This window comes from Streptomyces sp. NBC_01450, assembly GCF_036227505.1.
Taxonomy (GTDB): domain Bacteria; phylum Actinomycetota; class Actinomycetes; order Streptomycetales; family Streptomycetaceae; genus Streptomyces.
In genome coordinates this window covers 6755717-6769973 of sequence record NZ_CP109480.1, presented here as the reverse complement: position 1 = coordinate 6769973, position 14257 = coordinate 6755717, and the positions used below count along the sequence as shown (strand labels likewise).

General features: G+C 70.4%; 12 protein-coding genes and 1 tRNA gene. 8 read left to right on the top strand and 5 right to left on the bottom strand.

Translation table 11 applies throughout. The features are described from left to right. The first annotated feature begins 89 nt into the window (after positions 1 to 89). Together OG568_RS30255 and OG568_RS30250 are read left to right on the top strand one after the other, a co-directional pair. A complete protein-coding gene (locus OG568_RS30255) occupies positions 90 to 755 on the top strand; it encodes a carbonic anhydrase (protein WP_329533827.1) in 666 nt (221 codons plus the stop codon). A gap of 143 nt (positions 756 to 898) precedes the next feature. Continuing rightward, the gene (locus OG568_RS30250; RefSeq protein WP_329533825.1) at positions 899 to 1336 is read left to right on the top strand and encodes a hypothetical protein; all 438 of its coding nucleotides are present in this window, start codon (positions 899 to 901) and stop codon (positions 1334 to 1336) included. A gap of 473 nt (positions 1337 to 1809) precedes the next feature. On the opposite strand, the gene OG568_RS30245 is transcribed toward OG568_RS30250, so the two are convergent. After that, the gene (locus OG568_RS30245) at positions 1810 to 3204 is read right to left on the bottom strand and encodes a cystathionine beta-synthase (protein WP_329533823.1); all 1395 of its coding nucleotides are present in this window, start codon (positions 3202 to 3204) and stop codon (positions 1810 to 1812) included. A 143-nt stretch (positions 3205 to 3347) separates the two neighbouring features. Here OG568_RS30245 and OG568_RS30240 point away from each other — a divergent pair, with 143 nt between their 5' ends. The 3 genes from OG568_RS30240 (at position 3348) to OG568_RS30230 (ending at position 7111) form a co-directional block, all read left to right on the top strand. Then, positions 3348 to 4373, top strand: a complete 1026-nt coding sequence (locus OG568_RS30240) for an SGNH/GDSL hydrolase family protein (RefSeq protein ID WP_329367560.1) — start codon at positions 3348 to 3350, stop codon at positions 4371 to 4373. A 436-nt stretch (positions 4374 to 4809) separates the two neighbouring features. Beyond that, on the top strand, positions 4810 to 6030 hold the full coding sequence (locus OG568_RS30235; RefSeq protein WP_075027325.1) for an acetyl-CoA C-acetyltransferase: 1221 nt from the start codon (positions 4810 to 4812) through the stop codon (positions 6028 to 6030). Positions 6031 to 6325: 295 nt separating this feature from the next. Next, entirely contained in the window at positions 6326 to 7111 is a 786-nt protein-coding gene (locus OG568_RS30230) for a hypothetical protein (RefSeq protein ID WP_266591164.1), read from the top strand. Between the two features lie 68 nt (positions 7112 to 7179). Here the strand turns inward: OG568_RS30230 and OG568_RS30225 are convergent, their stop codons facing one another. Beyond that, positions 7180 to 7491, bottom strand: coding sequence for a hypothetical protein (locus OG568_RS30225; protein ID WP_266413302.1), 312 nt, complete (start codon positions 7489 to 7491; stop codon positions 7180 to 7182). A gap of 103 nt (positions 7492 to 7594) precedes the next feature. Between OG568_RS30225 and OG568_RS30220 the strand changes: the two genes are divergently transcribed. Next, a complete protein-coding gene (locus OG568_RS30220) occupies positions 7595 to 7825 on the top strand; it encodes a DUF4287 domain-containing protein (RefSeq protein ID WP_054237274.1) in 231 nt (76 codons plus the stop codon). A gap of 105 nt (positions 7826 to 7930) precedes the next feature. Here the strand turns inward: OG568_RS30220 and OG568_RS30215 are convergent, their stop codons facing one another. The 3 genes from OG568_RS30215 to OG568_RS30205 all read right to left on the bottom strand — a co-directional run bounded on the left by OG568_RS30215 (position 7931) and on the right by OG568_RS30205 (position 10428). After that, on the bottom strand, positions 7931 to 8809 hold the full coding sequence (locus OG568_RS30215; RefSeq protein ID WP_266413294.1) for a Bax inhibitor-1/YccA family protein: 879 nt from the start codon (positions 8807 to 8809) through the stop codon (positions 7931 to 7933). A gap of 198 nt (positions 8810 to 9007) precedes the next feature. Continuing rightward, a complete protein-coding gene (locus OG568_RS30210) occupies positions 9008 to 10183 on the bottom strand; it encodes a 4-hydroxybenzoate 3-monooxygenase (protein ID WP_329533822.1) in 1176 nt (391 codons plus the stop codon). 162 nt (positions 10184 to 10345) lie between these two features. Beyond that, positions 10346 to 10428, bottom strand: a tRNA-Leu gene (locus OG568_RS30205). A 413-nt stretch (positions 10429 to 10841) separates the two neighbouring features. On the opposite strand from OG568_RS30205, the gene OG568_RS30200 reads away from it, so the two are divergent. Further along, entirely contained in the window at positions 10842 to 11612 is a 771-nt protein-coding gene (locus tag OG568_RS30200) for an ABC transporter ATP-binding protein (protein WP_266413291.1), read from the top strand. Positions 11613 to 11692: 80 nt separating this feature from the next. After that, positions 11693 to 14221, top strand: a complete 2529-nt coding sequence (locus OG568_RS30195; protein ID WP_329533821.1) for an ABC transporter permease — start codon at positions 11693 to 11695, stop codon at positions 14219 to 14221. The last annotated feature ends 36 nt before the right edge of the window (positions 14222 to 14257 follow it).

Sequence of the window (14257 nt, the reverse complement as noted above, 5' to 3'; positions counted from 1 at the left end):
GACCAAGGGTCATTAAATCGACACTCAGGGTGAGGGTTCATGTGCGTACGGTGAACGAGCGCTACAGGCACAACTCCTGAGGGAGCGTCATGCCCTCGAACCGCAGGGCCTTTCTGGCGGCGACCACCGCCTCCGTACTCACCACCACCGCGTCGGCTCCGGCCGTCGCCGCACCCCGCTCCCGGCCGGCGACCGCCGGCGCGGCGCTCGACGAACTCCTCGCGGGCAACCGGCGATACGCCGCAGGACGGCCTCGTCACCCGCACGAGGAGCGCGCCCGGCGGCATGTCCTCGCCGCCGGGCAGCACCCCTTCGCGGTCGTCGTCGGCTGCGTCGACTCCCGCGTCCCGCCCGAGCTGGTCTTCGACCAGGGGATCGGGGACCTGCTCTGCACAAGGACCGCCGGGCAGGTGCTGGACGAGGCGGTCCTCGGGTCCATCCAGTACGGGGTGGAGGAGCTGGGCGTTCCCCTGGTGCTGGTGCTGGGGCACGAGCACTGCGGGGCGGTCGCCGCGACGCTCGAACACCTCCGTACGGGGGCGCCCGTGCCCGGACATCTCGGTCTCCTGGTGGACGAGATCACGCCCGCGGCGCTCCGTACCCGGGCAGTGCCCGGGGACTGGGCCGACCACACCGTACGGGCACACGCGGCCTGGGTCCGCGACGCGATCCGCGCGGACCCGGCCTTCACCCCGGCGCATGTGACCGCCGCACGGTTCGACCTCGACACCGGCCTGGTCGCCCTGCTCCCCTAGGCCCTGTCGTCAAATTTCCCGTCCGGCGGACGGAGTCGCTCGGGGTGCTGGCCCCGGCCGCGCCCCCCGGGGGGTGCGGCCCAGTCCCAACAGGGGGGCTATCCCCAGTGCCGCGGAGGCCGTCGCTCCCTAACGTGAACAGCATGACCGGTAGGGAAGCGGGCGGCGACGCCGAACTGAAGAAGGAACTCGACGCCACTCTGCACGCGCGCAGGGAGCTGGGCGAGGAGTACGAGTCCGCGCTCGTCGACTCGTTCCTCGAGAAGGTCGAACAGCGGGTCGACGGCGCGGTGGACCGCCGGGTGCGGCGGCAGCTGGCCGAGCATCAGATGGTGGTGGCCCGCGGTACGCGTTCCCCGGAGGGGGCGACGGATTCATGGGGGGAGCGCTTCGGTTTCGGGATCGTGTCGCTGGTGCTGGCGGTGCCCCTGTCCGGGATCGGCGGTGGCGTCGCACATCTGCCCGGCCTGCTGGTCACCTGGGCCGGCATCGTGGTCGTCAACGTCGTCCAGGCCGCGCGCGTCACCCCGAACTTCTTCGGCCCCCGCAGGAGTAGGTCGGACTCCGACTGGGAGGGCTAGGGCCTGGACGGCTGGGCGCGCGAGGAGCGTCGGTCCATAGCCGTACACGTGGAAGGGCCCGGCACCTGTGACAGGTGCCGGGCCCTTCCACGTGTTGCGCGGGGACCGCCGCACCCCCGTTACCGGGGGGCGGGACGACGGCGGTCCCCGCGAGGGACGCGGGCCGGGTCAGGGCCGGGCTTGCGCGTCCTTGGCGTCCATGGAGGTCCGGGAGCCGCTCCGGAGGTCCTTGGCGCCGTTTTGGTGTCGGCCGAGGCGGGGAGCCGCTCCCGCCCTGCCGACACCCACTAATGTGCCGGACCCGTGTTAAGCGGGTGCTGCGCGGACGTGACGCGCTCGTACCACTTCCGCGAAGTTCCCCGCCCAAAGGCCGGAAGATCCCTCTCAGGAGGGGAACTTCGGGAAATATCCTCCTGCCACCTGCGCAAATCCCCCGCCCGGCGCCTTCTTGACCCCGGCCCGTCCGTCGGCGCCTACTGCTTGGCGCCGCCCTTGGCGAGGAAGGACAGCAGGTCCTGGCGGCTGACGACCCCGGTGGGCTTGCCCTCGACGAGGACGATCGCCGCGTCGGCGCTGCCGAGCACCGACATCAGGTCGCCGACCGGTTCGCCGGAGCCGACCTGCGGCAGCGGCGCCGACATGTGCTTCTCCAGCGGGTCCTGCAGCGAGGCGCGCTGGGTGAACAGGGCGTCGAGCAGCTCCCGTTCGACGACGGACCCGACGACCTCGGCGGCCATCACGTCCGGGTGACCGGCGCCCGGCTTGACGATCGGCATCTGCGAGACGCCGTACTCGCGCAGCACCTCGATGGCCTCGCCGACCGTCTCGTCCGGGTGCATGTGGACGAGGGAGGGGATGGCGCCGGACGCCTTGTCGTTGAGCACGTCCGCGACGCGCGCGCTCGGGCCGGAGTCCTCCAGGAACCCGTAGTCGGCCATCCACTCGTCGTTGAAGATCTTGCTGAGGTAACCGCGCCCGCTGTCGGGCAGGAGTACGACCACGACGTCGTCGGGTCCGAGCCGCTCGGCCACCCGCAGCGCGGCGACCACGGCCATCCCGCAGGAACCGCCGACGAGCAGGCCCTCCTCCTTCGCGAGCCGACGCGTCATCTGGAAGGAGTCCTTGTCGGACACGGCCACGATCTCGTCCGCGACGGTCCGGTCGTAGGCCGTCGGCCAGAAGTCCTCACCGACACCCTCGACGAGGTACGGCCGCCCGGACCCGCCGGAGTACACGGACCCTTCCGGGTCGGCGCCGACGACCTTGACCTTGCCGTCGCTCGCGTCCTTCAGGTACCGCCCGGTTCCGGAGATCGTGCCGCCGGTGCCGACGCCCGCCACGAAATGGGTGATCTTCCCCTCCGTCTGCTCCCACAGCTCGGGGCCGGTGGAGTGATAGTGCGAGAGGGGGTTGTTCGGGTTGGAGTACTGGTCCGGCTTCCAGGCGCCGGGCGTCTCACGGACCAGCCGGTCGGAGACGTTGTAGTACGAGTCCGGGTGCTCCGGGTCGACGGCCGTGGGGCAGACGACGACCTCGGCGCCGTACGCCCGCAGCACGTTGATCTTGTCGGTGCTCACCTTGTCGGGGCAGACGAAGATGCACTTGTAGCCCTTCTGCTGGGCCACGATGGCCAGCCCGACCCCGGTGTTTCCGCTGGTCGGCTCCACGATCGTGCCGCCGGGCTTGAGGGCGCCGCTCTCCTCCGCGGCCTCGATCATGCGCAGGGCGATGCGGTCCTTCACGGACCCGCCGGGGTTGAAGTACTCAACCTTCGCCAGGACGGTCGCCTGGATGCCTGCGGTCACGTTGTTGAGCCTCACCAGCGGGGTGTTGCCGACGAGGCTGATCATCGAGTCGTGGAATTGCACCGTTGTCTCCGGAGCTGCGATTTAACAGGAATGGTCCCGTCAGCCTAAGGCCCTGGGTGACGGTTCACTCGCCGTTGAGATTGGCCGACCTGCTCCGCGGGGCAAGCAGTGGTTGTACGGCTACGAGGAGGTGGCGGCGACGTATGTCGAGCTTGTCGAGGGCGAGGGTGGCACGGCGGATCGCGGCGGGCGCGGCGTACGGCGGCGGCGGGATCGGGCTGGTCGGTGCCGCGGCGGTCGGGGTGGTGCTGGCCGAGGTACAGCTGGCGAAGCGCCATGTGGGCAACGGGCACGCGTCCGCGCCCCGCGCGGACGGTCTCTACGGATACGCGTACGCCGTGCAGGACGGGCCGCCGCTGCGGCTGACCATGCTCGGTGACTCGACGGCGGCCGGGCAGGGCGTGCACCGGGCCCGCCAGACACCCGGCGCGCTGCTGGCGTCCGGGCTCGCCGCGGTCGCCGAACGCCCCGTCGAGATGCGCAACGTCGCGCTGCCCGGCGCCCAGTCCGACGACCTCGACCGGCAGGTCGCGCTCGCCCTCGCGGACACCTCGCGGGTGCCGGACATCTGCGTGATCATGGTCGGCGCCAACGACGTCACCCACCGGATGCCGCCGACGCGGTCGGTGCGCCATCTGTCGGCCGCGGTGCGCCGCCTGCGTACGGCGGGGGCGGAGGTCGTCGTCGGGACCTGCCCCGACCTGGGCACGGTCGAGCAGGTCCAGCAGCCGCTGCGCTGGCTGGCCCGCCGCGCCTCGCGCCAGCTCGCCGCCGCGCAGACGATCGGCACGGTCGAGCAGGGCGGCCGTACGGTGTCGCTGGGCGACCTGCTGGGCCCCGAGTTCGAGGCGAACCCGCGCGAGCTGTTCGGCCCGGACAACTACCACCCCTCGGCGGAGGGGTACGCGACGGCGGCGATGGCCGTCCTGCCCACCGTCTGCGCGGCGCTGGGCCTGTGGCCGGCCGAGGAGGAACGCCCGGACGTCTCCCGTCGCGAGGGCTTCCTGCCGGTCGCGCGGGCCGCGGCGGAGGCGGCGTCCGAGCCGGGTACGGAGGTCACGGCCGCCATGCCCACGGGGCCGCGGGGTCCGTGGGCCCTTCTCAAGCGCCGTCGGCGGCGGCGCGTCCCCGCCACGGATCCGGCGCCCGCGCCGACGCCGTCCGCGTGAGGCGGCGCGGATCGCCTCCGGCGGCGGGCGTGTGTCCTGTCGCTGCGGGGGCGCTGGCCGCGCGTCTCCCCTCGCCCCAGGGCGGGGCTCCGCCCCGATACCCCGACCGCCCGGAAGTCTTCGGCTACCGGCCGGTGGGGGCTCGGCGCGCAGTTCCCCGCGCCCCCAAAGCGGGGCTCCGCCCCGACACCCCGACCGCCCGGAGATCATCGGCTGCCCGCCGGTGGGGGCTCGGCGCGCAGTTCCCCGCGCCCCCAAACCGGGGCTTCGCCCCGGGGGCCGTGCCTCCGAGGGGCTCGGGTGGGGGGAGTGAGGAAAGCAAGCGCTTAGAAAAGTGCGGTCCTAGTCACACCGCCGGAGCGGTGACCCGGGCGGTACGGACGGGTAACTTCCCAAGCAGCCCCGCCGTCCACCCCATAGCGCCCATGGAGCCGTGATGCCCGAAGCCGTGATCGTCTCGACCGCCCGTTCCCCCATCGGCCGCGCTTTCAAGGGCTCCCTCAAGGACCTCCGCCCGGACGACCTCACCGCCACGATCATTCAGGCCGCCCTCGCCAAGGTCCCCGAGCTGGACCCCAAGGACATCGACGACCTGATGCTCGGCTGTGGCCTCCCCGGCGGTGAGCAGGGCAACAACCTCGGCCGCATCGTCGCCGTGCAGATGGGCATGGACCACCTCCCGGGCTGCACGATCACCCGTTACTGTTCCTCGTCCCTGCAGACGAGCCGCATGGCCCTGCACGCCATCAAGGCCGGCGAGGGCGACGTCTTCATCTCGGCCGGCGTCGAGCTGGTCTCCCGCTTCACCAAGGGCAACTCCGACTCCCTCCCCGACACACGCAACCCGTTCTTCGCGGAGGCCGAGGCCCGCACCGAGGCCGTGGCCCAGTCCGAGGGCTCGACCTGGCACGACCCCCGCGAGGACGGCCTCGTCCCGGACGCGTACATCGCGATGGGCCAGACCGCCGAGAACCTCGCCCGCATCAAGGGCGTCACCCGCCAGGACATGGACGAGTTCGGCGTCCGCTCCCAGAACCTCGCCGAGGAAGCCATCAAGAACGGCTTCTGGGAGCGCGAGATCACCCCGGTCACCACCCCCGACGGCACGGTCGTCAGCAAGGACGACGGCCCGCGCGCGGGTGTGACGCTGGAGGGCGTCCAGGGCCTCAAGCCCGTCTTCCGCCCCGACGGCATGGTCACGGCCGGCAACTGCTGCCCCCTCAACGACGGCGCCGCCGCCCTCGTGATCATGTCCGACACGAAGGCCCGCGAGCTCGGCCTCACGCCGCTCGCCCGCATCGTCTCGACCGGCGTCACCGGCCTCTCCCCCGAGATCATGGGCCTCGGCCCGGTGGAGGCCAGCAAGCAGGCCCTCCAGCGCGCCGGCCTGACCGTCGACGACATCGACCTCTTCGAGATCAACGAGGCCTTCGCCGCCCAGGTGATCCCCTCCTACCGCGACCTGAACATCCCGCTGGAGAAGCTGAACGTGAACGGTGGCGCCATCGCCGTCGGCCACCCCTTCGGCATGACCGGCGCCCGCATCACCGGCACGCTCATCAACTCCCTCCAGTTCCACGACAAGCAGTTCGGCCTGGAGACGATGTGCGTGGGCGGCGGCCAGGGCATGGCGATGGTCATCGAGCGCCTCAGCTAGTCCTCAGCCAGCCCCCTCATGGGTGACCACCGCTGAGCCCAGCGTGACCGAATCGGCCCGGATCCCGGTAACCGCCGGGACTCTGGGCCGATTTGTGATCCAATCCCCCCCAAGATGTGACCTATCTCCTCCTGGGGAGGTATTTACGCAGGTCAGAAGGGTTGCGTGGCTAAACACCCGGCCCAAAGTCCTGTCCTATTCGTGACGTTACGCACTGACAGCCTGGTGGTTCGCCCTTCAAGCTGATGTAGGAAGTCGGGGGTCGACTTGAACCAGGAGTACGTCAGTGAGCGCCATGCCGATTGCTTTGCTGCTCACCACCGCCGCGACCGCGGCCGTGGGCGTCGCCGTTCTGCGCACCCTGCTGGGTCTGCGCCGGCAGGTCGCGGCCCTGCACAACGAACTGGCCGCAAGCCGCGCCACGACGGCCACACACGGCCTCGTACCGGCGGCGCGCTCAGCCGCTGACGCGGACGAGATACGCACTGCCGTCACCGAGGCGCTCGCCGAGGAACGGGAACGGGAACTCGCCGAGGCGCGGGCCTTCTGGGCCGCCCAGGAGGCACGTGACGCCTCGGACACGCCCTCGCTGCTCGGTCTGCCCGACAGCGAACTGTTCATGCCCCGCCAGTCGGACTTCGTGGGCCTGGAGCCCCTGGAGCCGGTCACCGAGGCGGGCCTCGACGCCGACGAGTACGCGGGCGACTCCCCCGAACTGGCCGCGGCCCGCCGCCGCCACCCCTCGCACCCGGACTTCGTCCCGGTCCAGTCACCTGTCGTGAACGACCACGAGCGCACGGTGTCCTGTCTGGAGGAGCTCGCCGAGTCCCGCACGGAGCTGGCGGACGTCCGCCCCGGCCCGCTCGGCACCCTCGACGTCTACGTGTTCGCCGACGGTACGACCCTGTGCATGACCCCCGGTCACCGCGAGACCGCGGAACGGCTGGCCGCGGCCCTGCGCGCCGGCGAATCCCCGGTCCTCCTCGGCGGCTCCGGCGTCTCCGGCGCCTACGCCCTGACCTTCGCCTGCGGCGAGGAGAACATCTACATCCTGGCCGACAGGGTCATAGCGTCCCTGTGAGGAGCGCCCCGAAAGGGGCGCGGGGCCGTGACATGTGCGGCCGCCGGCCCGTAGCGGACGAACCAGCGTCACACCCCGGCTCTCTTCTGCGCCTCCTCCACCAGCGACACCGCCTCCGCCAGCTCCTTCTCGTCCCTCAGGACGACCGCCAAATCATGCACCGCGACGGTGATTTGATCAGCGACGGCGAACATCCCCGCGTCCGGCATCTCCAAGGGCTCGGCCGCAGGGTTCTCCAGACGCTGCGCCCACCGTGCCAACTCCCTGGCCAGCCCCAGCGCCTCCGCGGCGGCTCCCCGTTGCAGCCGACTCTGCGGCGCGGCCCGCAACCGGTCGGCGAAGTGGTCCACGGCTCGGGTCAGCGGCGTCGTATCAAGCACGCCGCGAGACTACGCGCCGCGACGGGACTGTTGCCAACAACCGAACCCTCAGGCACCGTGGCGTGAAGGACCGGCTTACACCCCATTGCGTCCGGAGGCGCCGATGTCCCAAGTGTTCTCCCAGGAGACCCACCGCAATCTGCTCGCCCGCATTCCCCATTGCACCGGTCGTGAAGTCTCCGACTGGCTGCGCACCGTCGACGAAGGCCCCGCCCTCTTCCGCTTCGAGGAGAAGGTCAGCTGGCTCCGCGCCGAGCACAACCTCGCGTACGGCCACGCCAAGGCGATCATTCATGAGTACGACTTGAGGAGGGCCGCGCGCAAACTGCTCTGAGCGCGCACCACCAGGACCAGGCATCCCCCATGGCAAAGGGCCCGCGAACCGTCGGTTCGCGGGCCCTTCAGGTCGGTCACCGGCCCGTGCGGCCGGTGGGGCCGGCTAGTCGTCGCCGCTGAAGATGGCGACCAGCCGCAGCATCTCGATGTAGATCCACACGAGGGTCATGGTCAGGCCGAACGCGGCCAGCCAGGCCTCTTCCTTCGGCGCGCCGTACGCGATGCCGTCCTCGATCTGCTTGAAGTCGAGGGTCAGGAAGAACGCGCCGATCAGGATCGCCAGGATGCCGACGATCGCGCCCAGCGGGCCCATGCTGCGCAGTCCGCCGTCGTTGGCGACGCCGAAGACGACGAGCAGCAGGTTGACCGCCGTGACGACCACGAAGGCGATCGCGATGGTCATACCGATGCGTGCGTACCGCGCGGTCACACGGATCCAGCCCGCCTTGTAGACGAGAAGGGTCGCTCCGGATACCGCCATGGTGCCGAGCACGGCCTGGAAGGGAGCGCCGCTCCACCGGCTGTTGTACATCTCGCTGATGACCCCGAGGAAGACGCCCTCGAAGGCGGCGTAACCGAGGATCAGCGCGGGCGAGGCCGTGCGCTTGAAGGACTGCACCATCGCGAGGACGAAGGCGACGAGCGCGGCGCCGATGGCGAGCCCGTAGCTGGTGCTGGACACCGGAAGCAGCGCCCAGGCGAGGATCGCGCCCACGGTGACGGTGCCGAGCGTCATGGCCGAGCGCATGACGACGTCGTCCATCGTCATCCGGCCGGTGGAGACCGGCGCCTGCGGCGGGGCACCGTGCTGCAGGTCCTGCTGGGCGTAAGGATTCTGCGCGTAGGGGTTGCCGCCCTGGGCGTACGGATTGGCCTGCGTGCCGACAGCGGGTCCCCCGGCCTGCGGCGCCGCGTTGAATCCCGCGTAGCCGTTGTCGCGGCTGAACCCCCGTCGCGAGAAGACCGGGTTGCTGCTCCTCATTTCACTCCTCCATGGCCACTGTGCGTAGCCTTGGCCTCAAGGGTAATAGGTAGGCAAAGGATTGACCCTACTGCTTGGGGAGGATCTTTCCCTCACGCTGCCAAGGTACGCGTGTGTCTCCCGGTCCGCGCGCACTGGTACCAAGCCGTGACAGGCCCCTTACGCCCTACTCGGCGGCGTCTCGGGGCTCCGCGGCGGTCAGTCCAGGGAGAACCCGGTGTACCCCTCCGCCAGGTCCGTCTCGGCCGCCCGCGAGGTGGCGATCCGGCGCAGCCTGGCCAGCTGGACGCGGTCCTCGAAGGGGGTCGCGCCCGGGGCACGGTGCAGGAGGGTCGTCATGTCGTACGAGAACCGCTCGGCCTGCCAGACGCGGCGCAGACAGGTCTCGGAGTACGCGTCGAGACGTTCCGCCGATCCGGTCTCCTCCAGGTGGACCAACGCGCGGGCGAACGTCACCACGTCACCGACGGCGAGGTTGAGCCCCTTGGCGCCGGTCGGCGGAACGATGTGGGCGGCGTCCCCGGCGAGGAAGAGACGCCCGTGCCGCATGGGCTCGTGGACGTGACTGCGCATGGGGGTGACCGACTTGGAGGTGATGGGGCCGCGCTCCAGCCGCCACCCGTCGGCGGTCTCGAAGCGCCGCTCCAGCTCGTCCCAGATCTCCTCGTCCGCCCACGACTCGGCGTCCGTGCCCTCGGGCACCTGGAGGTAGAGCCGGGACACGGCGGGCGAGCGCATGCTGAGCAGGGCGAAGCCGCGGTCGTGGCGGGCGTAGACCAGTTCGTCGTGGGAGGGCGGCACGTCCGCGAGGATTCCCAGCCACCCGAAGGGGTACGTCCGTTCGAATACGCGGGAGCGGTCGGCGGGTATCGCCTGCCGGGCCACCCCCCAGAACCCGTCGCAGCCGACGACGTAATCGCACTCCAGCACCTCGTCGCGCCCCTCGCGCCGGAAGCGGACCCGCGGCCGCTCGCTCTCCGCCCCCTCCACCGCCAGCGCCTCGGCCCCGAAGAGCAGTGGGCCGCCCTCCTCCAGCTGGAGCGCTATGAGGTCCTTGCACACCTCCGTCTGGGCGTACACCATCACGGAGCTGCCGCCGGTCAGGGCGGGGAAGTCGACCCGGTGCCGCTCCCGCGCGAACCGCAGCTCGATCCCGTCGTGCCGCAGCCCTTCCCGGTCCATCCGGCCGCCGGCCCCGGCGGCTCGCAGCACGTCCACCGTCCCCTGCTCCAGGATCCCCGCGCGCTGCCGCCGCTCGACGTACGCCCGGTCGCGGCTCTCCAGCACGACGGAGTCGATCCCCGCGTTGTGCAGCAGCCGCGCCAGCAGCAGGCCGGCCGGCCCGGCTCCGATGATTCCGACGGTGGTACGCATCCGGCACGCCCCTTCGCGTTCCGCCCAGCTTGTTCGCCTGGTGAAAATTACTTCACCATTTCCTGACGGGAGTCTGCGACGGCACGCGCTTGCTGTCAACGGTTCACGATGAAGTCACCGAAGGCGCCCCTGAGGGACGTAAAGGACCAGAAGGGTCGGAGGTGCCCGGAACCGGACTTGAACCGGTACGCCCGCGAGGGGCAGCGAGGTTTAAGCTCGCCGTGTCTGCATTCCACCATCCGGGCAGGCCATGGGCTCCGCGTCGAGGTTCCGAGCCTATCGGGACGCTTCCCTCGAACAGCGGGCGAGCGAACCGATGTTGTCTTATTTTATTGACGTCTGAGGGTGCATCAGCCCCCGGTACGGGCCATCCGCACTTGCCAATAGCCTTTCGGGCTACGCAGACCCACGTATACGGAATGACGGAATTTCACCGTCCGAACGGACGCACCCACAGGGGTCGCACCCGGACGGCGCGCAAGAAGCACTCGGGGCGCACTCAGGGCGCGCCCTCATCCCCAGGTATGACAAGACCGTCCGCGGTCCGACCCGAGGCTGTCCCCGGAACCGGAACAGCGGCTGACTCCACGGCGCCGAACGGCCGCGAGGATGGGACACGTCCCCAGAAACGACGTCGTCCCGACAGGAGCACCCTCCCGTGACCAGCACGCCCCTCGCCGACCGGGCCACCACGGTGGCCGCCCGCGCCACGGAACTGTCGAAGGTCTACGGACAGGGCGAGACCCAGGTGGTCGCCCTCGACCGGGTCTCCGTCGACTTCCGGCAGGCCGAGTTCACCGCGATCATGGGTCCCTCGGGGTCCGGCAAGTCCACGCTGATGCACTGTGTGGCGGGCCTCGACACCTTCTCCTCCGGCTCCGTGCGCATCGGTGAGACCGAGCTCGGCTCCCTCAAGGACAAGCAGCTCACCAAGCTCCGCCGGGACAAGATCGGCTTCATCTTCCAGGCGTTCAACCTGCTGCCGACGCTGACGGCCCTGGAGAACATCACCCTCCCGATGGACATCGCGGGCCGCAAGCCCGACCGCGAGTGGCTGGACAAGGTCATCGCGATGATCGGCCTCTCCGACCGCCTCAGCCACCGGCCCTCCCAGCTGTCCGGCGGCCAGCAGCAGCGCGTCGCCGTCGCCCGCGCGCTCGCCTCCCGGCCCGACATCATCTTCGGCGACGAGCCGACCGGAAACCTCGACTCGCGCTCGGGCGCGGAGGTGCTGGGCTTCCTGCGCAACTCGGTACGGGAGTTGGGGCAGACCGTGGTGATGGTGACCCACGACCCGGTGGCAGCGGCGTACGCGGACCGGGTGGTCTTCCTCGCGGACGGACGGATCGTGGACGAGGTGTACGGGCCGACCGCGGACTCCGTCCTGGACCGCATGAAGCAGTTCGACGCCAAGGGCCGCACCAGCTGATCCGAAGGCGAGAGAACTCGCCGCGGACACAGCCACACCCTTCCTGCCGACCGCCTCACCCTCCTGGACTGAGAAACCCCATGTTCCGAACCGCCTTGCGCAACGTGCTCGCGCACAAGGCCAGGCTCCTGATGACCGTGCTCGCCGTAATGCTCGGCGTGGCGTTCGTATCGGGCACGCTGGTCTTCACCAACACCATCTCCGACGCCTACCAGAACAGCTCCGCCAAGGGCTTCGACCAGGTCGACGTCGCCATCCAGCCCGAGACCCAGGACGACAAGGGCGACAAGGTCGGCAAGGAGCAGAAGCTCACACAGGCACTGCTCGAGAAGGCCGCCAAGGTCCCCGGCGCCGGCACCACCGTGGGCGTCGTGAGCGGCTTCACCGCGATAGCGGACAAGCACGGCAAGCTCGTCGGCAGCGGCTTCCAGTCGCAGGGCGGCAACTACTGGGGCACCAAGGACGCCCGCTACCCGCTGGCCGAGGGTCACGCGCCGAAGGGCAGGAACGAGGTCGCGCTCGACGCGGAGACCGCGAGGCGCACCGGCTACAAGGTCGGCGACACCGTGCGGCTGTCCGTCGACGGCCCCGTCCTCACCCCCACCGTCGCCGGCATCTTCACCACCGACGACGGCAACGTCGCGGCCGGCGGCAGCCTCGCCCTCTTCGACACGGCCACCGCGCAGCAGCTCTTCCACCGCGTCGGCGAGTACGACGAGATCGACGTGAAGGCCGCGTCCGGCACCAGCCAGACCGCCCTGCGCGGCGCCCTCGACCAGGTCGTCCCGAAGAACATCGCCTCCACCACCACCGGCCGGCAGCTCGCCGACGACCAGGCGAGCGCGATCTCCGCGGCGATGAGCGGCATGAAGACGGGCCTGCTGGTCTTCGCGGGCATCGCGCTGTTCGTCGGTACGTTCATCATCGCCAACACCTTCACCATGCTGGTCGCCCAGCGCACCAAGGAACTGGCCCTGCTGCGCGCCGTCGGCGCCTCCCGCCGCCAGGTCACCCGCTCCGTGCTCGTGGAGGCCTTCGTCGTCGGCGCGGTCGCCGCGGTGGCGGGGCTGCTCGCGGGCATCGGCATCGGAGCGGGCATGCGCTCGCTGATGGGCTCGCTCGGCGCGACCGTCCCGGACGGCCCGCTGGTGATCTCGCCCGGCACCATCGCCACGGCCCTGCTCGTCGGCATCCTCATCACCATGCTCGCCGCCTGGCTGCCCGGCCGGCGCGCCGCGAAGATCCCGCCGGTCGCCGCGATGAGCAGCGTGCACGCGCAGGCCACGACGAAGTCCCTGGTCGTACGGAACACGCTCGGCGCGCTGTTCGCCGCGGCCGGTATCGCCGTCGTCCTGTACGCGACGACCATGAGCGGCTCGGACGGCCAGGCCCCGATGGGTCTGGGCGCGGTTCTCCTCATCATCGGCGTCTTCGTCCTGACCCCGCTGCTCTCCCGCCCGCTGATCGCGGCCGCGGCCCCGGTGCTCCGCCTCTTCGGGGTCTCCGGCAAGCTGGCCCGGCAGAACTCGGTGCGCAACCCGCGCCGTACGGCCGCCACCGCCTCCGCCCTGATGATCGGCCTCACCCTGATCACCGGTATGACGGTGATGGCGGGCAGCCTGCAGAAGTCGATCGACAAGATGGCCAGCTCCGCGATCAAGGCCGACTACGTCGTGTCGATGGCGAACGGCATCCCGCTCTCCCCGGACGTCGCGAAGACCCTCGCCGGCCTCGACGGCGTCACCGACACCAGTCCCCTGCGCAACTCCCCCTCGCGCATCGACGGCACGACCGAGTACCTGACGGGCGTCAACGGGGAGTCCATCGCCGAGCTCACCGACCTCACGGTCGACGAGGGCGCCTTCAAGGTCGGCGGCACGCAGGTCGTCGTGGACGACGACCTCGCCAAGTCGCACGGCTGGAAGACCGGTTCGGACGTCACGGTCTCCTACGAGGACGGCAAGAAGCAGCGGCTCACCGTCGCCGGGATCTACCAGGGCAACGTGATGATCCACGGCATCATGGTCGACAACGCGACGCTCTCCCCGCACCTGCCGGACGCCTCCGACATGCAGGTCATGCTGAAGACGGCCGGCGGCACGTCCGAGGCGACCAAGAACAAGCTGGAGAAGGCCCTCGACAACAACCCGGCCATCCAGGTCCAGGACAAGAAGGACATCTCCAACGGCATCGCGCAGATGTTCACCCTGATCCTGAACATGCTCTACGGCCTGCTCGCCATGGCGGTCATCGTCGCCGTCCTCGGCGTCATCAACACCCTGGCCATGTCGGTCTTCGAGCGCTCCCAGGAGATCGGGATGCTCCGCGCCATCGGTCTCGACCGCAAGGGCATCAAGCGGATGGTCCGCCTGGAGTCCCTGGTCATCTCGCTCTTCGGCGGCGTGCTCGGCATCGGCCTGGGCGTGTTCTTCGGCTGGGCCGCCGGTGAGCTCGTCGGCAGCAGGATGTCGACGTACGAACTGGTCCTGCCCTGGGCCCGGATGGCCCTCTTCCTGCTCCTCGCGGGAACGGTCGGCGTGCTGGCCGCGCTGTGGCCGGCCCGCCGGGCGTCCCGCCTGAACATGCTGACGGCGATCAAGTCGGAGTAGCGGAGGACCGGTGACGAGAGTCGGGGCCCCGTTCCG